This window comes from Streptomyces sp. NPDC043876, assembly GCF_056435825.1.
Window position 1 is genome coordinate 832,459 of the sequence record NZ_JBWKDV010000003.1, and the last position, 17,414, is coordinate 849,872.

At 71.5% G+C, this 17,414-nt stretch carries 15 protein-coding genes; 5 read left to right on the plus strand and 10 right to left on the minus strand.

Annotated elements, in window-relative coordinates; translation table 11 throughout:
* The first annotated feature begins 88 nt into the window (after positions 1–88).
* Both AC0693_RS13240 and AC0693_RS13245 read left to right on the plus strand, forming a co-directional pair.
* A complete protein-coding gene (locus AC0693_RS13240; protein ID WP_478801773.1) occupies positions 89–2,041 on the plus strand; it encodes a glycoside hydrolase family 5 protein in 1,953 nt (650 codons plus the stop codon).
* Between the two features lie 54 nt (positions 2,042–2,095).
* Entirely contained in the window at positions 2,096–3,859 is a 1,764-nt protein-coding gene (locus AC0693_RS13245) for a glycoside hydrolase family 35 protein (protein WP_478801774.1), read from the plus strand.
* Positions 3,860–3,884: 25 nt separating this feature from the next.
* Here the strand turns inward: AC0693_RS13245 and AC0693_RS13250 are convergent, their stop codons facing one another.
* The 9 genes from AC0693_RS13250 to sigK all read right to left on the minus strand — a co-directional run bounded on the left by AC0693_RS13250 (position 3,885) and on the right by sigK (position 11,903).
* The gene (locus AC0693_RS13250) at positions 3,885–4,190 is read right to left on the minus strand and encodes a cupin domain-containing protein (protein WP_478801775.1); all 306 of its coding nucleotides are present in this window, start codon (positions 4,188–4,190) and stop codon (positions 3,885–3,887) included.
* Positions 4,191–4,235: 45 nt separating this feature from the next.
* Complete coding sequence (locus tag AC0693_RS13255) at positions 4,236–4,964, minus strand: alpha/beta fold hydrolase (protein ID WP_478801776.1); 729 nt, start codon at positions 4,962–4,964, stop codon at positions 4,236–4,238.
* Positions 4,965–4,966: 2 nt separating this feature from the next.
* Positions 4,967–5,788 carry a DUF1295 domain-containing protein gene (locus tag AC0693_RS13260; RefSeq protein ID WP_469318360.1) on the minus strand — a complete coding sequence of 274 codons (822 nt, stop codon included), beginning with the start codon at positions 5,786–5,788 and terminating at the stop codon, positions 4,967–4,969.
* Positions 5,785–7,071 (minus strand): class I SAM-dependent methyltransferase, encoded by a 1,287-nt coding sequence (locus AC0693_RS13265; protein WP_478801777.1) that lies wholly within the window; start codon positions 7,069–7,071, stop codon positions 5,785–5,787. The genes AC0693_RS13260 and AC0693_RS13265 overlap by 4 nt, the downstream gene beginning before the upstream one ends.
* The gene (locus tag AC0693_RS13270; RefSeq protein WP_469318362.1) at positions 7,068–8,309 is read right to left on the minus strand and encodes a class I SAM-dependent methyltransferase; all 1,242 of its coding nucleotides are present in this window, start codon (positions 8,307–8,309) and stop codon (positions 7,068–7,070) included. The genes AC0693_RS13265 and AC0693_RS13270 overlap by 4 nt, the downstream gene beginning before the upstream one ends.
* An 89-nt stretch (positions 8,310–8,398) precedes the next feature.
* Positions 8,399–9,082 carry a DUF1365 domain-containing protein gene (locus tag AC0693_RS13275; protein WP_469318484.1) on the minus strand — a complete coding sequence of 228 codons (684 nt, stop codon included), beginning with the start codon at positions 9,080–9,082 and terminating at the stop codon, positions 8,399–8,401.
* Positions 9,083–9,141: 59 nt separating this feature from the next.
* Positions 9,142–10,401 carry an NAD(P)/FAD-dependent oxidoreductase gene (locus AC0693_RS13280; RefSeq protein ID WP_478801778.1) on the minus strand — a complete coding sequence of 420 codons (1,260 nt, stop codon included), beginning with the start codon at positions 10,399–10,401 and terminating at the stop codon, positions 9,142–9,144.
* Between the two features lie 168 nt (positions 10,402–10,569).
* Positions 10,570–11,319: an anti-sigma factor gene (locus AC0693_RS13285; RefSeq protein WP_478801779.1), complete on the minus strand. Its 750-nt coding sequence runs from the start codon at positions 11,317–11,319 to the stop codon at positions 10,570–10,572.
* Positions 11,316–11,903, minus strand: a complete 588-nt coding sequence (sigK, locus tag AC0693_RS13290) for an ECF RNA polymerase sigma factor SigK (protein WP_478739225.1) — start codon at positions 11,901–11,903, stop codon at positions 11,316–11,318. Before sigK ends, AC0693_RS13285 begins: the two co-directional genes overlap by 4 nt.
* An 828-nt stretch (positions 11,904–12,731) precedes the next feature.
* Here sigK and AC0693_RS13295 point away from each other — a divergent pair.
* Complete coding sequence (locus AC0693_RS13295) at positions 12,732–14,336, plus strand: molybdopterin-dependent oxidoreductase (protein WP_478801866.1); 1,605 nt, start codon at positions 12,732–12,734, stop codon at positions 14,334–14,336.
* 93 nt (positions 14,337–14,429) lie between these two features.
* Complete coding sequence (locus tag AC0693_RS13300; RefSeq protein WP_469318366.1) at positions 14,430–15,080, plus strand: fasciclin domain-containing protein; 651 nt, start codon at positions 14,430–14,432, stop codon at positions 15,078–15,080.
* A gap of 151 nt (positions 15,081–15,231) precedes the next feature.
* Here the strand turns inward: AC0693_RS13300 and AC0693_RS13305 are convergent, their stop codons facing one another.
* Positions 15,232–16,170 (minus strand): helix-turn-helix domain-containing protein, encoded by a 939-nt coding sequence (locus AC0693_RS13305; protein WP_478801780.1) that lies wholly within the window; start codon positions 16,168–16,170, stop codon positions 15,232–15,234.
* Between the two features lie 329 nt (positions 16,171–16,499).
* On the opposite strand from AC0693_RS13305, the gene AC0693_RS13310 reads away from it, so the two are divergent.
* Positions 16,500–17,369, plus strand: coding sequence for an alpha/beta fold hydrolase (locus tag AC0693_RS13310; protein ID WP_478801781.1), 870 nt, complete (start codon positions 16,500–16,502; stop codon positions 17,367–17,369).
* Positions 17,370–17,414: the final 45 nt, after the last annotated feature.

Consider the following 17,414-nt stretch of genomic DNA (forward strand, 5'->3'; position numbering starts at 1 on the left):
CAAGGGCTAGACATGACAAGGGCACGGCGCAGCAGCACAGCACGAGGCATCACGGCACGGCACATCCTCCCTCTCCGAAGGATCCAACGTGACAGCTACACCACTGCTCCGACGCGCGGCCTCGGCACTCGCCGTGCTGTCCGCGCTGCTCCTCGCCACCACCTCCGCGGCCGGTGCGACGGCCGCCGTCCCCGCCGCGGCAAGCGCCCCGGCCGCGCCCGAGGTCCTGACCGGTCCCCAGCTCGCCGCTTCGTGGACCGCACCGCTCAGCACCCGTGGCCGCTGGATCGTGGACGCCGCGGGGAACCGCTTCAAGCTCAAGGCGGGCAACTGGGCGGGCGCCCAGGGGACATGGACCGGAAGTGGGGACACCAACGACCCCGCCAACCACATGCACGGCATACCGGCCCACGACATGCCGCTGGGCCTGGACCGGGCACCGATGGCCGCCATCCTGGCCGACTTCCACGGCCTGGGCCTCAACAGCATCCGGCTGCCGTTCTCCAACGCCCTCGTCCACGACACCGCACCCGTGCCGGACACCGCGGTCGCCGCGAACCCGCAGCTGAAGGGCAAGACCCCGCTCCAGGTGCTCGACGCGGTCATCGCGGCGCTCACCGCCGACGGATTCGCGGTCATCCTCAACAACCACACCACCACCTCCCGCTTCTGCTGCGGCCTGGACGGCAACGAGCGCTGGAACAGCAGCCAGAGCGCCCAGCAGTGGGTGGACGACTGGGTGTTCATGGTGAACCGCTACAAGGCGGACAAGCGGGTGGTGGGGGCCGACCTGCGCAACGAGGTGCGCCGCGACACCTGGGACGACCCCAACTGGGGCTGGTACGACAGCCACGACGCCTACGCCGCCTTCGAGGAGGCCGGGAACCGGATCCTGCAGGCGGCACCCGACGTGCTGGTCGTCATGGAGGGCATCAACTGGTACGGGATCCCGCTCGCCGGCCTTCCGCACGGGCGCCCCGTTCTGACGCCGGTGGCCAATCTCTCCCACACGCTGATCACCTCGGGCAAGCTCGTCTACGCCGCCCACTTCTACGCCTACACCGGCCCGGCCAACACCGGCGCCGGCAGCGGCCCCGGCTCCACGAACGACCCCCGCTACCAGGACTTCACCCCCGAACAGCTCGCCCAAGTGGTGAACTCCCAGGCGCTGTTCGTCTCCCAGGAGGGGCAGCACTTCACCGCCCCGGTATGGATCAGCGAATTCGGCGCCGGCGGCCGCGGCTCCGACGACGCCAAGGAGCAGACCTGGCTGCACCGCTTCACCGACATCCTCGTCGCCAACGACACCGACTTCGCGGTCTGGCCGCTCGTCGGCTGGACCGACGCCGCAGGCGCCCCGATGGACAACTGGGCCCTGCTCTCCTACGCGGCGAACGGTGCACGCCAGGGCGTCCGGGACGGCGGGGACTGGCGCGCCGACGACTGGACCCGGCTGGTCTCCACCCCCGGCCGTACCGGTCCGGTCGCCCAGGTCGGCCACTGGAACATGCTCGACCTCGACCACACCGACTACGACGTCTCCGCCACGATGCTCACCCAGCCCGACTGGTCCCCGGGCAACCGCAAGGGCAACTGCCCCGACTCCCAGCGGCTCACCGGACTCGGCCGCAGCAGCAGCCGGGGCCTGTGCACCGACGCGGGCGGCCCGCCGAAGGCCGGCGGAGCCTGGACCGTGGTCACGGACGAGCGGTACGTCACGGGGGACGACTGGGCCGGCGGGTACAACAAGCTCCAGTGCCCCGCGCAGGCCTTCGCCGTCGGCTACGCCGTCCGCGGCAACGCGATGTCGGCGCTGCTGTGCGCCCCCGCCGCCGCGAGCCTGCCCGCCTCCGGCCGCACGCTCTGGTTCGACCGCGGGGACAACCGGCCCGCCACCGGCGGCTCGAACGCCAGTGACTGGGCCCCCGGCAACTACAAGGGCCAGTGCGCCGACACCGAATACCTCGCGGGCATCGCCTACACGTGGAAGTGGAACCACGGCGGGGTCCCCGACGCCCTCCTGTGCCGCCCCCTGAAGTAGCCCGTCCCTTCCCTTCCCTCCCCTCCACCTCCCTCTTCCCCAGGAGCGCACGGCATGCCCCGACTGGAGATCGCCGCCGATGGATTGCGTCTCGACGACCGGCCGTTCCGGATCGTCTCGGGCGCGCTGCACTACTTCCGCGTCCATCCGGAGCAATGGGCCGACCGGCTCCACAAGGCCCGCCTGCTGGGGCTGAACACGGTCGAGACCTACGTCCCGTGGAACCTCCACGCCCCGCGGCGCGGGGAGTTCCGGCTCGACGGAGGCCTCGACCTGCCCCGGTTCCTCGATCTCGCCGCCGCCGAGGGCCTGTACGTCCTGCTGCGCCCGGGCCCGTACATCTGCGCGGAATGGGAGGGCGGCGGTCTGCCGTCGTGGCTCCTCGCCGAGGAGGGCATCGCCCTGCGCAGCCGCGATACGCGCTTCCTGCGGGCCGTGGACGAGTACCTCGGTGCGCTCCTGCCACCCCTGCTGTCCCGGCTGGGCAGCAGGGGCGGCCCGGTGCTCGCCGTCCAGCTCGAAAACGAGTACGGGGCCTACGGGCAGGACTCGGGCTACCTCACCGAACTGGCCGCTCTGCTGCGCCGGCACGGTGTGGACGTGCCCCTGTTCACCTGCGATCAGCCCGGGGACCTCACCCGCGGCAGCGTCGAAGGGGTGCTGAGCACGGTCAACTTCGGCAGCAAGGTGGAGGCCGGGCTCGCGCAGCTGCGCGAGCACCGGAGCGAAGGCCCTTTGATGTGCTCGGAGTTCTGGATCGGCTGGTTCGACCGCTGGGGCGGACCCCACGCGGTGCGCGGGGCCGAGGACGCCGCGGCCGACCTGGACCGGCTGCTCTCGGCCGGAGCCTCCGTGAACATCTACATGTTTCACGGCGGAACGAACTTTGGCTTCACCAACGGCGCGAACGACAAGGGAACGTACCGGCCCACAGTCACCTCGTACGACTACGACGCGCTCCTGGACGAGGCCGGCGATCCCACGGCCAAGTACGCCGCCTTCCGGGAGGTCCTCGCGAAGCACGGCCCCGTCCCCGACGCCCCGGTGCCCGCACCCGGCCCGAAGCTCGCGCACGGCCCCGTCGAACTCACCGAATGGGCGTCCTTGTCGGAGTACGCCGACCTGGTCGGCCGAGCGGTGGAGGGCGACCGGCCGCTCACGATGGAGGAACTGGGACAGGGCTGCGGTTTCGTGCTGTACGAGACCCGGCAGACGGCCCCCGGCCCGGCCGTGCTGTACGCCGAGGACGTCCGCGACCGGGCCCAGGTCTTCGTGGACGGGCAGCCCGTCGGGGTACTCGAACGCGAGGGCCACGAGCACGCCCTCGCCTTCACCGTCCCCCGCCCGGGCGCCCTGCTGTCCGTAGTCGTCGAGAACCAGGGGCGGGTCAACTACGGGCAGGGCATCCACGACCGCAAGGGACTGACCGGCCGCGTTCTCGTCAACGGCCGGGCCCCGGACCGGTGGACCAGCCGGGCCCTGCCCCTGGACGACCCCGCCGCCTTCGCGGACCTGCCCTTCCGCCCCCTCGACCCGGCCGCGCCGCCGGTGGGTCCCGCCTTCCACCGCGGGTACGCGGAGGTGGACGAGCCGGCCGACACGTTCCTCGCGCTGCCCGGCTGGACCAAGGGCTGTGTCTGGGTCAACGGTTTCGCCCTGGGCCGGTACTGGTCCCGAGGCCCCCAGACCACCCTGTACGTCCCGGCCCCGGTGCTCCGGGCGGGCCGCAACGAGATCACCGTCCTCGAACTGCACGCCTCGGCCACCCGCACGGTAGAGCTGCGCGACCGCCCCGACCCGGGCGGCCCCGAGCACTGACCCGCCCGGGCGCGGCCACCGACGGCTACCCCGCCGACGCCCCCCGACGCTTCATCTCGACCTCGACGAAGGCCAGCGGTGCGGTGCCCGCGTTGACGACCTCGTGTTCGCCGCCGGCCGGGCGGGCGTAGGACTGGCCCGCCCGCAGCTGCGAGGAGGCGACCGTGCCGTCGGGGGTGATCACGTCGGTCCGGCCGTCGGTGACGGGGACGACGACGTAATCGTGCTCGTGCACGTGGAGGCCGGTGCTCTGGCCGGGTTCGAAGTCCCAGCGGGTGACCCGCACCCGCTCGTCCTCGTGCTGCACGCTGGCGCGGGCCGTGCTCGTCATGGCCTGTTTCCTTGCTGTCGTCGGCGGAACATCCCTGGTGGCAGGCTAGCGGGGCTGGAGGGTGCTGGGGCGGCCGGTCCAGGGGAAGGCCCCGGTGATCGGGTCCGGGTACGGGCCGAGTCCGAGGAGGGCGGAGGCGGCGTGGGCGGTGAAGCGGTGCCACTGTCGTGCGGCCCGGATCATGCTGTGGCCGCCGAGGGGCATCCGGATCCCTGCCACGTGGGCGCCGGAGCGGTGGGCGCCGGTGAGGTAGGCCCAGGTGTCCGCCGCGCGGGTGACGCGGTCGGCCTCGTCGTGCAGGGCGATGACCGTACGTCCGCGCACGTGGGTGGTCGGTTCGTCGGGCGGGCACCAGGGCGCGAGCGCGATGACGCCCTTGACCTGCGGGTCCGCTGCGGCCCGCAGCGCTGCCCGGCCTCCGAGGGAGTGTCCGACGAGGACGACGGGCACGGCTCCGGCCTGCTCGCGCAGTTCGTCCAGCGCGCGGCGGGCGTCGGTGAGGGGGTGTGCGTGGTGGCCGTTCCAGCCGCGGTGGGTGTAGCGGATGTGCGCGACGAGGATGTCGTCGTGGAGGGTGGCCCGCATGATCGCGCTGCCGAAGGGCCGCATGCGCAGCGCGGGCAGGTTCAGCCGCGGCGGAGCCTGGAGGGCCTCGGAGCGGCCGCCGTGCATCAGTAGGACGGCGCCTTTCGCGCGGTGCGCCGGCAGGCCGGTGAAGACGGGCAGCAGGGTGGGGCGGCTTGCCTCGTCCGTGCTGCCGGTGGGCTGCGGCATCCTCAGCTCCTGTGCTGGTCGGGGGAGCGGCGTGGGGGAAGCGGCAGGAAACCGCTGGTGCGTGCCGCGTAGTCGCTGTAGCCGGGGCGGTGTGCCATGTGGTTCTCCAGGAGGCGTTTGCCGCTGCCGACGGTGAGCAGCAGGGTCATGGCCAGTGGGGAGACGAGGGCGGCGAGAGCGGCGGGCCAAGTGGTGCAGGCGAGCAGGTACAGGCCCCACCAGATGAGGCTGTCTCCGAAGTAGTTGGGGTGGCGGGTCCAGGACCACAGTCCGCGGTCCATGATACGGCCGCGGTTGGCCGGGTCGGCCTTGAAGCGGGCCAGCTGGTGGTCGCCGACGGCCTCGAAGGAGAGGCCGGCCGCCCATGCGGCGATCCCGCAGACGGCGAGGAAGTTCAAGGGCTCCGTGCTGTAGGAGGCGACCTGGACGGGCAGGGAGACGAGCCACACCAGCGCGGCCTGGAGGAGGTAGACGGTGCGCAGCGCGTACCAGGCCCGGCTTCCCGGAGCCCGGCCCAGGAGGGCGGTGTAGCGCGGGTCCTCGCCGTGGCCGCGGGAGCGGTGGGCGATGTGCGCCGACAGGCGCAACCCCCACAAGGCGGTCGCGCCGGCCACCACCAGCCGTCGGCCGTCGTCACCGTGTCCCGCGGACAGCAGGCAGGTGACGGCGGCGACGGCGCTGAAGGCGAGGCCCCAGGCGATGTCGACGAGGCGGTGCAGGTCGCGGCGTGCGGCGAGGGCGAACGTGGCCAGCAGCACCGTGAGGGCGGTGCCCGCGGTGGCAGCGAGGTTGGTGGCGAGAGGGCCCCAGTCGGTGCTGCTCATGACTGCCGTACGGGTGCGTAGCGGGAAGCCGCGGTGGTGGACATGCCGGAGCGGCCTTCGCGGGTGGGCCGTACGGCGAGGATCTGGTCGACGCCCATGCGGCGTTCGGCGAAGGCGAGGGAAGCCCCGGCCAGGTACAGGCGCCACACCCGGCCGGTGGTTTCCCCGACGAGGTCCTCGATCGTGCTCCAGTGGTGTTCGAGGTTGGTGCGCCAGGCGTCGATGGTGGCCGTGTAGTGCTCGCGCAGCGACTGCACCGACCTGACCTCCAGGCCGGCGCCCTCCAGCAGGTCGGTGGTCCGGCCGACGGGACGCATGTGCATGTCGGGGGCGATGTAGGTTTCGATGAACGCGCCGCCGCCCGGTGCGTTCGCTCCTCGGGACATCTGCTGGATCAGCAGCCGGCCCTCGGGGCGCAGCGCGCCGTACAGGTGCCGGGCGAAGTGGGGGTATTCGGCGTCGCCGACGTGTTCGCCCATCTCGATGGCGCCGACGGCGTCGTAGCCGGCGCCGTCGATGTGCCGCCAGTGCCGCAGCTGGACGTCCACGCGGTCCGCGACTCCTTCGCGGACGCACCGTTCGGTGACGAAGTCCCGCTGGGCCCGGGACAGGGTGACCGCGGTGACGTGCGCCTTGTGCTCGCGGGCCGCGTGGACGGCGAGGGAGCCCCAGCCGCAGCCGACGTCCAGGAGCCGGTCGCCGGACCGGAGGCCGAGTGTGCGGCAGATCAGTTCCAGCTTGTCCTGTTGTGCTTCGGCCAGGGTGTAGGCGGGGTCGGCCGGACGGGTCCAGTAAGCGCAGGAGTACGCCATCGACGGATCGAGGAGCAGGGCGTAGAAGTCGGCGGACACGTCGTAGTGGTGGCTGATGGCGGCCCGGTCGCGCCCTGCGCTGTGCAGTCGGCCGCTGAGGCGGGCTCGTCCGTCCGGGCGGGCCGGAGGCGGGCCGAGGACGCCCAGGCGCGCGGCCAGTACCGCGGCGGCGGCGACCGCCGCCGGCTGGGGGCGGCCGACGGGCTGGTCGCGCACGGACCGGCCGGCCTGGGACAGGGCGCTCGCGAGATCGCCGTCGACGTCCAGATCGCCGGCGATGTAGGCCTCGGCGAGCCCGAGTTCGCTCGGCTGCCAGAGCAAGCGGCGCAGCGCCTGGGGGGAGCGCAGCATGATCAGAGGGGCGTCGGCGGGGCCGGCCTCGCTGCCGTCCCAGGCGCGCACGCGTACGGGGAGCGGCCCGGTGAAGAGGTGGCCCCCGAGTTCGGCGAGGCGGTCGGCAACGGTCTTCATCGGGAGGTTCCTTCGGTCAGGAGCAGCTGGCGTACGTCGAGGTAGCGGGAGCGGAAGCCGGCTTCGCAATAGGCCAGGTAGAACTCCCACATGCGCTGGAAGACCGCATCGAAACCCAGACCGGTCACGGCCGCTCGCTCCGTCATGAACCGCTCTCGCCACAGCCGCAGGGTTTCCGCGTAGTGCAGGCCGTAGCCGTGGTCGGCGGCCGTGTGCAGTCCGGCCGCACCGGCGTGCTCGGCGATGGCCCGGCGCGAGGGGATCAGTCCTCCGGGGAAGACGTACTTGCTGATGAAGGTGTGCGTGGCGGCGGTGTTCAGCATCTGCTGATGTCCCATGGTGATCGCCTGCAGGGCGATCCTGCCCCCGGGGGCGAGGGCGGCGCGCAGCGCGTCGAAGTAGGCGGGCCAGTATTCGGCGCCCACCGCTTCGATCATCTCCACGCTGACCACGGCGTCGTAGCGTCCCCGGACGTCCCGGTAATCGCACAGCTGAACCGTCACACGGTCGGTGAGGCCGGCCGTGCGGATCCGTGCGCGGGCCGCCTCGGCCTGTTCGGCGGAGAGCGTCACGGTGGTCACGTCGGCGCCCCGGGCGGCCGCGCGCAGGGCGAGTTCGCCCCAGCCGGTGCCGATCTCCAGCAGCTTCGTGCCGCTCCCGACTTCGGCGAGATCGAGCAAGCGGTCGATCTTGCGGTGCTGGGCGGGGGCCAGGGATTCCCATCGGGCGGGGAAGGCCGTGAAGACGGCGGAGGAGTAGGTGAGGGTGGGGTCCAGGAACGCGGCGAACAGGTCGTTGGAGAGGTCGTAGTGCCGCTGGATGTTGCGGCGCGCGCCGTGGGGGGTGTTGCGGTCGCCGGTGGGCCGGGTGGAAACCCACAGGGGCCGCAGTCGGTGCAGTGGCGGGGGGACGAGGGTGTCGGCGTGGGAGGCGAGGGCGGTCAGCGCACCGGGAAGGTCGTTGCTGTCCCACTCTCCGGCCATGTAGGACTCGCCGAAGCCGATCAGACCGTGGCACGCGATGCGGCGGTAGAAGGCTTCCGGGTCGTGAAGGGTGAGTCCCGGCGGGGTGGTGACTCCGGGCAGGGGGCGCCCGCGTTCGAGCAGCGAGAGCCGCTGCAGAACGCGGCCCACCAGGTGTCTGGCGATCGCGGTACGGGCGGGCCGGGCCGTCGGCAAACGGGCGACATCCGGCCACTTCACCGGGTCGATGGCGCCACGGCGATCGGCCGTCGCCATCGCATGCGGCGTCGGGCGCATCCGGGGCGGAACCGGGGCGCCCTGCTCCGGTGCCCGCGTGCGGCCGTGGGACGTGGTGGTGGGCTGGATCAAGGCAGCATGCCTTTCTGCAGAGTGGCCCGGGGGCGGGGCTGGACGGGCAGGCCGCGCAGCAGGAGGTGGATGCCGTGGCGGCGGATACCGGCCCACACGGCGACGGTCGACCAGGGTCTGCGCGCGGCCGCGGCCAGGAGGTTCAGGGCGGTGGCCGGACGGCGGCGGCCGCGGACGGTGGCGGTGAAGGGACGGCCCGCTCCGGTCTGCAGCTGGACGGCGAGCCGGAGGTCGTCGCCGGGCGCCGGCAACCGCATCCTGTAGTGGCCTTCGACGGGGAAGAACGGTGATACGTGGAAGGTCTTGTCCGCTTCGGCCCTCCCGTCTGCGTCGGGGCGCAGCAGGTAGCAGTGACGCTGACCGTAGGTGTTGTGGACTTCCGCCACCACGCACACCAGAACGCCGGTGGCGTCGTGGCACCAGTACACGCTCAGCGGGTTGAAGACGTAACCGAAGACACGGGCGTGCGCCAGCATCACCACGCGCCCGCCGCCCAACGCGACATCACGGGAGGAGAGAAAGGCCTCCAGGCCGGCGCGGATGCTGCCGGCCCGGCCGGTGAAGTGGTCGCGCGCATCGAAACGGGCGAGCGGGCGGAGCGGCAGCGGCAGGACCGGCAGGTGGTCGAGGTCGACGCACCACATGTAGGTACGGTGCCGGAAGGAGTGGTGGAGCGGCATGGTGCGCGCATGGGCCACCACGCACTCGTACAGGGACGCGCCCACCTCCTGCGCGCCGCTCACCAGCGCACACCCAGCGAGCGGGCGGCTTCGACGCCGGAGCGGCAGCCGTCCTCGTGGAAGCCCCACCCGTGCCAGGCCCCCGCATAGGCGGTCACCCCGGTGTTCAGCCGCGGCAACTCCCTTTGCGCGGCGACGGACGCGGGGGTGTAGACCGGGTGCTCGTACACCATCCGCTCCACCACCCGGTCGGGAGCGATCAGGTCGTCCGCGCCGAGGGTGACGACGTAGTCGCTCCCGGCCGGCAGTTTCTGGAGGCGCTGCATGTCGTAGCTGACGCGGACGGGATCGGTCCCGGACCCGCAGCCGGTGAGGTGGTAGTTCCAGCTGGCCCGGGCCTTCCGCGAGCGGGGCAGGAGGGAGGTGTCGGTGTGCAGCACGGTCGGGTTGCGGGAGTACGTGAAGGCCCCCAGCAGGCGTTTCTCGTCCCCGGTGGGGTCGGCGAGCAGGCGCAGCGCCTGATCGGGGTGCGTGGCGATGACGACGGCGTCGTACGCCTCGGTGGCGTCCTCGCGGGTGGTGATCAGCACACCCGCATCGGTGCGTCGGACGGCGGAGACCGCGCTGGTGGTGCGGATGTTCTGGATGCGCCGGGCAGCGGCGCTGACGTATGCGGCGGAGCCGCCGGTGATGGTTTTCCACTGGGGGGAGCCGGTGAGGGACAGCAGCCCGTGGTGGTGCAGGAAGGTGAACAGGTAGGCCGCCGGATACGACAGGGCGGTATGGGCGGGGCAGGACCACACTGCCGCCACCAGCGGGAGGGCGAAGTGGCTGACGAAGTAGGGCGAGAAGCCGCCGTCGCGCAGGAAGTCACCGAACGTGAGGTCCGGCTGCTCCGCGCGGGCCAGCAACCGCCGGGCGCCGCGGTGGAAGAACGGCACCTCGGCCAGCAGCCGCAGGTAACGGCCTCGCAGCGCCGCCCGGGAGGTGAACAGTGCGCCGGGTCCGCGGGCGCCGGCGTATTCCAGGGAGCAGCCGTCGCAGCGCACCGACATGCTCATCTCGGCGTCCTGGGTGGCGACGCCCAGCTCGCGCAAGAGACGCAGCAGATGGGGGTAGGTGCGCTCGTTGTGCACGATGAACCCCGAATCGACCGCCACCGGCCGGCCGCCGGGGCCGGTCAGCTCGCGGGTGTGGGCGTGGCCGCCGAGGCGCCCGTCCGCTTCGTAGAGGGTGACCTCGCACGAGGCGGCCAGGATGTGGGCGGCGGTCAGGCCCGCCACCCCTGCGCCGACCACCGCCACGCTTCGGTATTCCACAACAGCGCTCCCGCCACTCGACACGCCGCCGGTCGGCGGTGCTTCACCCGTACTTCGCGGCCGTTGGGCGTACGGATTGGTACGGGCGTCGAGCGGGGCTTCACACGGGGCTTCTCATCAAATGGCCGATGCCTCACACGGTGGCGTCGGCAGTACGGAGTGGCGGGGTCAGGCGGGCAGGGTCAGCAGGAGCAGCGGGGCGGTGGTGGGCTGCGCGGAGCCTCCTGCGGGTTCGAGGGTGAGGCCGACGGCCGATGCCTCGGCGGGATCGCCGTTCAGAAGGACGGTGCCGTCACCGTGGATGAGTCCGGCCGGGCGCATGGCGCCGTCGTGGGCGAGCCACAGCTGGTAGGTCTTTCCCGTCCCGGGCGCGGGCAGGTTGGCGGCGCTGAAGACGGCCTTGTGCTGACGGCCGGAGGAAACGACCGTGGTCAGCGCTCCGTTGGCGGCCTTGCCGTGAACAGTACGGGCGTCGGGTGCGGCCAGGACGGCGCTGACGGCGTCCAGGCGCTGCTCGGCCCGGCGGGCCTGCTGCTCGAACTCCTGGCCCTGCCGGGCCTGCCACAGAGCCACCCCGCCGAGTGCGGCGGCGGCGACGCTGGCGGCCAGGGCGAGCGGCACCGCGCGGCGCCGCACAGCGCTGGTGCGGGCGGTGGCGGCGGGAGGCGCGGGGATGCGCGGCGGCAGTTGGCGGACACCGTCGATGGCGGCCATGACCTTCGGCTTGACCGATGTCGGCGGTGCCTGGGTGACGGCTGCGGCCAGGCGTGCCGTGGTCGCCTGGAACTCGGCGACCTCCTGCCGGCACGCCTCGCACTCGCGCAGGTGGGCAGTGAACTCCTGCCGTTCGCCGGGGTCGAGGGCGCCCAGGGCGTAGGCGGCGGCGAGGGTGTGGGTATCGGAATCTTGGTGTTTCATGTGGTCACCCCCATGCAGTCGCGGAGCCGGATCAGCCCGTCGCGCATGCGTGTCTTGATGGTCGGAAGCGGTGTGCGCAGGGTTTCGGCGACTTCACGGTAGGTCAGCCCCTGGTAGTAGGCCAGGGTCACGGCTTGGCGCTGCAGTTCGGTGAGGCCGCGCAGACACCGGCGGACCTGCTCGCTGTCCAAGCGGGTCTCGACCTGTTCGGCGACCTCGTCGAAGGCGGTGTGGTGTTCGCGGGCCGCCTGGGTGTACTCGCGGTCGGTGGCGGCCTGGGCCGAGCGGACGCGGTCCACTGCCCGCCGGTGTGCGATCGTCGCTGCCCACGTGGTCACGCTCCCGGCATCGCTCCGGTACCGGGCGGCTTGGCGCCACAGGTCGATCATGACCTCCTGGGCCACTTCCTCGGACTGTGCCCGATCGCGTACGACCTTGATGACGATGCCGAAGACCATGGGAGCCAAGGCGTCGTACAGAGTGGAGAACGCCTGCTTGTCGCCGTGGGCGACGTTGTCCATGACCTCGGCGAGATCGTTGTGGTGCGAGGAGCGGCCGGCGCCGAAGGGGAGCGGTTGATTCACCGGCACCGCTCCGGCCGTGACGTGAAGGCGAAGGGACGGCCGGGGGCGGCCGTCGGGGGGCGGGGCGTCCATCGCATGCCGGTCCTTAATGGCTGGAGCGGGGCCGGACCGCCCCCGGGGGCGGTCCGGCCGCTGAAGCGTGTGGTGTGTCAGCAGTTCTTCGTAGCGGACGGCCGCGCGGATGGGAGGCTACTTCGTCACCCGCACCACCGGCGGTTACCCCGTTCGAGGGAAACAGGACCAGTCGGCCCAGCCCCCCAGCACCCACGGCCACAGGAGTTCGGGTTACCAGGTGAGAACGGCCATGACCTGCTTGCCGCGATCCGACCGGCTGACGAAGACGTCCGCGCCCAAGGATTGGATGATCTTCAGCCCGCGGCCGTCCTGTCGGAGCCGCCCGTGACGGGCGGGCCGGGGCGGCAGCGCGGTGGAGGAGTCGCTGACGGCTACGCCGGCCCGCGGAACCTTCGACCGGCAGGAAGCCAGCACTCGGCCGGGAAGTCCCCGTGGCCCGGAACCCAGTAGTTGCCATGGTGTCCGGGCACGCGGTGCCCCCAGACCCGGGTGCACTGCTCGTGACGGTCACGGATGTTCCGGCTCCTCATCGATTCCGGAGCCGTACCAAGGGTTCGGAACGAAGGGCCCGATGGATGGGGGATGGACCTCTATCCCTCCTTCTGGCCGGCCCGCCCAGCTCTGAGCGGGCGGGGGGCCGAGGGACACGGAGCTGCCCGCAGCGTCGGCGGCCAAGCACTGAAGGAACCGCGCCGGGCGGGCAATTTTTACTCGTTCGGGTTTCCGACCAATCCGCCGGGCCGGTGCCGCCGAATCCGGGATGTGAGCAACTTCCGCACCACCCTCTCCCGCGCCGCGCTCGGCGCGCTGTCCGGGCTTCTGGCCGCTTTCACGGCACTGGCCGTGGCAGAGCTGGTCGCAGGCCTGGTGCGCCCGGCCGCCGGACCGGTGACGGTCGTGGGCGGTGCGGTGATCGACCGCACCCCTGCGGCCGCGAAGGACTTCGCGATCCGCACCTTCGGGGAGAACGACAAGACCGTCCTGCAGCTCGGGATCCTCGCCGTCCTCGCCTTGATCGCCGCCGCCCTGGGGATGTTCAGCCTGCGCTACCGGCGTACCGGGTCTGCCGGAGTGCTGCTGTTCGGGATCGTCGGCGCCGCCGCAGCCCTCAGTCGGCCCGATTCCGCGGGAGCTGCCGATGTGCTCCCCTCGTTCGCCGGGGCCCTCGCCGGAGCGCTCTTCCTCTACTTCCTGGTGGGCAAGGCCGCACGTGCCACCGCCGGGGCCGGGGCCGGCGCCGGCACTCGGCCAGAGGACGGAGCGTCCGGCTGGAGCAGGCGGGGCTTCCTCACCGCTGCAGCCATCACCGCCGCAGGCGCCGCCTCGGCCGGCGCCCTCGGCCGGTACCTCACCGGCCGTCAAGGCGACGGCGCCGTCGCCTCCCGCGACACTCTCGTCCTGCCCGCCCCCGCCTCACCCGCGCCCACGGTTCCGGCCGGTGCGCAGCTGAAGGCGTCCGGCATCAGTGCCTTCACCACCCCCAACCGCGACTTCTACCGTGTCGACACCGCGCTGACCGTGCCGAAGGTGGATGCCGGAACCTGGCGGCTGCGTGTGCACGGCAAGGGCGTCACCCGGTCCCGCAGCTACACCCTCGAACAGCTCCTGGCCCGACCGCTCATCGAACGCGACGTCACGCTGACCTGCGTGTCCAACGAGGTCGGCGGCCCCTACGTCGGCAACGCCCGCTGGCTCGGGGTCCCCCTCGCGGAGCTCCTGCGGGAAGCCGGGGTGCGGCCGCCCTCCCGGGGCGGTAAGGCCGACCAGCTCGTGGCCCGCTCCGTGGACGGCATGACCCTCGGCTCCCCGGTCGAGGACGTCATGGACGGCCGGGACGCCATGCTCGCCGTCGGCATGAACGGCGAACCCCTGCCCTTCGACCACGGCTTCCCCGTCCGCATGCTCGTCCCCGGCCTGTACGGCTACGTCTCCGCCTGCAAATGGATCACCGACATCGAGCTGACCACCTACGACGCGTACGACCCCTACTGGGTCAAGCGCAAGTGGGCTCGGAAGGCACCGATCAAGACGCAGGCCCGCATCGACACGCCCAAGCCGTTCGGCCGCCCCGCCGCCGGCCCCGTTACCGTCGCCGGCGTCGCGTGGGCCCAACACCGCGGCATCACACGCGTGGAGGTCCGCATCGATGACGGGCCGTGGCAGGACGCCGACCTCGCCGTCCAGGACACCGTCGACACCTGGCGCCAGTGGTCCTACCGCTGGAACGCCGGCCCGGGCGGACACAACATCGCCGTTCGCGCCACCGACGGTACCGGCCAGGTGCAGACCGAGGACCGCGCTCGCACCATCCCCGACGGAGCGAGCGGCTGGCACAGCGTCTTCGTCACCGTCCCCTGAGACCACCGGCACGGCCGCAGGCCGCCCCGGAGCAGCACCCTCACGACCCCTGCACCACCTGACAGTCGAAAACATCCAAGGAGTACACAGATCATGAACAGCATGCAGATCCGCCGTACCGCCATCGCCGTCGCCGCGGCAGCCCTGCTGCCCTTCTCCCTGGCCGCGTGCTCCGACTCGGGCAGTGACGCCGCCGCCGGGCCCTCGGCGGACAAGAGCGCTGACGTGTCCGCCTCGCAGCCCGCCACGCCGGCCGCCTCGACGGCCATGGACAAGCCGTTCGGCGCGGCTTGCGCCGGAGTTCCGGCAGAGGGCGCCGGCTCCTTCGACGGGATGGCCAAGGACCCGGTCGCCACCGCGGCCTCCAACAACCCGGCCCTGTCCACCCTGGTCGCCGCCGTCAAGCAGGCCGGCCTGGTGGACACCCTGAACAACGCCAAGGACATCACCGTCTTCGCGCCCACCAACGACGCATTCGCCAAGATTCCGAAGGCCGACCTCGACAAGGTCCTCGCCGACAAGGCCACGCTGACCAAGATCCTCACCTACCACGTGGTCGCGCAGAAACTCACCCCCGGGCAGCTGGAGAACGGCTCCTTCGAAACGCTGGAGAAGGGAACGGTCACCACCAAGGGCTCCGGCGAGGCCTACAAGGTCAACGACACGTCGAACGTGGTGTGCGGAAACGTCAAGACCGCCAACGCCAACGTCTACATCGTCGACACCGTCCTGATGCCCAAGTAGCCACGGGGCCCACGAGACCCACGAGATCCGCGAAGCCCTGTACGGCCGACGGCCCTGCACCCAGGCAATCCAGGGTGCAGGGCCGAAGCCTCGGCCCGACCGCCCTCCGGCACGTGCCCGATCCGTGCCGCTGTACCGCTTCAGGGGAGGACTATGCGGCGCGGTCAGCTCGCAGGGCCTGGGTGAGCCACGGGTACACCGGGACCAGGTTCGGTACGACCTGCCAGCCGTTGACGATCCACACCAGCTGCCAGTACCGGTCCACCCCGGGATCGTGCGCCTCTTCGAAGCGCTGCGCCATCCAGTCCCGGAATTCCGTGTCAGGGGTGCGCGCGAACACCTCGGCGAAGCGGTGCACGAGGTCGTCGATGACGGGTGCGGCTCTGGTGCTGAGCGGGTCGATGCCCGACGTCCTGGCCTCAGCCACCTTCTGACGGGTGAACTCCATCAGCTCCTCGCCGGCATCGCGCTCGATGTCGAGCGGGTGCCCGGCGGCCTGGCGTACGGCCGTCCGGCGCATCCGGGCACGGAAATCCTCGTCGCCGACCAGCTCGGCGAGTTCCACCCACGCGGCGATCTGCTCGCCGGTCGGATCATCGGGGAGGTCGGGGGTTGCAGCGCGAACCATGGCCACTGCGCCCGGGTCGGCATCCACTGTGCCGAAGGTGTCATCCATGAAATCGTCGATCAATCGCCGGCGTTGCTCGCCGGACAACTGCGTGAGCCTGTGCATGAGCTTGGTCTCCTCGGGACTGGACCCGCGGCTGGCCACGACTCGCAGAACGCTCCGCCGCATTTGCAGCATGCGGATCTGGACGTCCATGGCGTCGGCGTGCGCCGCGGCGACTTCCGCCACCGAGAGCTCGCTGTCCAGTACCCGCCGAACCGTGGGCAGGTCCATGCCCAACTCGCGGAGTGTGCGGACGAGTTCCAGACGAAGCAGTGCGTCGAGGTCGTAGAGCCGATAGCCGGCGGGACTACGGGTGGTCGGCGCTACCACCCCCGCATCGGAGTAGAACCGGATGGTCCTCACAGACAAGCCGGTCCGCCGGGATAGCTCCCCGATCGAGTAGAGGGTCGTAACGTCCATGTCGCCCACTCTGCTGTCTCCAGTCACTGGAGACTCAAGGCCAATCCCCAGCGGCGCCCCGACCGGGACGTTCTCCGAGTTACTGAAGCATGAGTGTCGCGTGATCTCCGCTGACCGCCAGGATCAACAGAAGGTGTGGACGCGGCGACAGCCGATCGACGGCATAGGGTGGCGGACGCGCCCCGGTGCCCCATGGCGCGACGTGCCCGCGCGTAACGGCGACTCCACCGTTTGCCGGGACCACCCATACGCCGCCTGAGCGGCGTAAACAGGGACCCACCCGCACCCAGGCATGGCCGCCCTTCTCGGCGGCCAGGAAGTGAGACACAATGCAGCCCACGTTCGTACTCGTGCACGGAGCATTCGCGAACTCCTTCTCCTTCGCGCCCCTTCAGGCCGAACTGGGCCTCCTGGGACACCGCTCAGTCGCCGTCGACCTGCCCGGCCACGGGTTCCAGGCGACCTTCGTCCACGCCTATCAGACGCCGCAGGACCCGGCGGAACTCGCGAGCGCGCCCGGCTCGATCAGGGGCGTCACGCTCACCGACAACGTCGCGCACCTGATCGGGATCCTCGAACGGGCCAAGCAGAACGGCCCCGTGATACTCGTCGCCCACAGCCGCGGCGGGGCCACCGTCACGGCCGCGGCCAACGCGCGCCCTGATCTGATCGACCGCCTCGTCTACGTCTCGGCCTGGGCCCCGGTCGAACTCGACGTCAACGACTACTACGCCGAGCCGGAGATGGCCACGGTCGACCCCACCGCCTTCGCCACGGCGCTGGCCGGGAACCCCGCCGACCTCGGCCTGCTCCGCATCAACTTCCGTACCGGAGACAGGGATGCGCTCGCGGCGTTCAAGGCGGCCTTCTTCGCCGACGGGACCGACGAGCAGTTCCTCACCTTCCTCAACACCTTCCAGCCGGACGAGAACCTGGACGTCGGGGGCCGCGCCGACCGGGCGCAGGCCTCGACCTGGGGCCGCATCCCCAAGACCTACATCCGCCTCGCCGACGACACGAGCCTGCCCCTCGCCCTACAGGACCGCCTGATCCGCGAAGGCAACCAGTTGACACCCGAGAACCCGTACGACGTCCACACACTGGAGGGCAGCCACCTGAAATGGCTGGTCGACCCCGCGCCGGCGGCCCGCATCCTGGGCGCACTGGCCACCCTCCCCGCGCCGTCCCCGCGAGCGTGACCGGGGGAAGCACTTCGGTTTCATCTAAGGGGCGCCGGCCGCCGT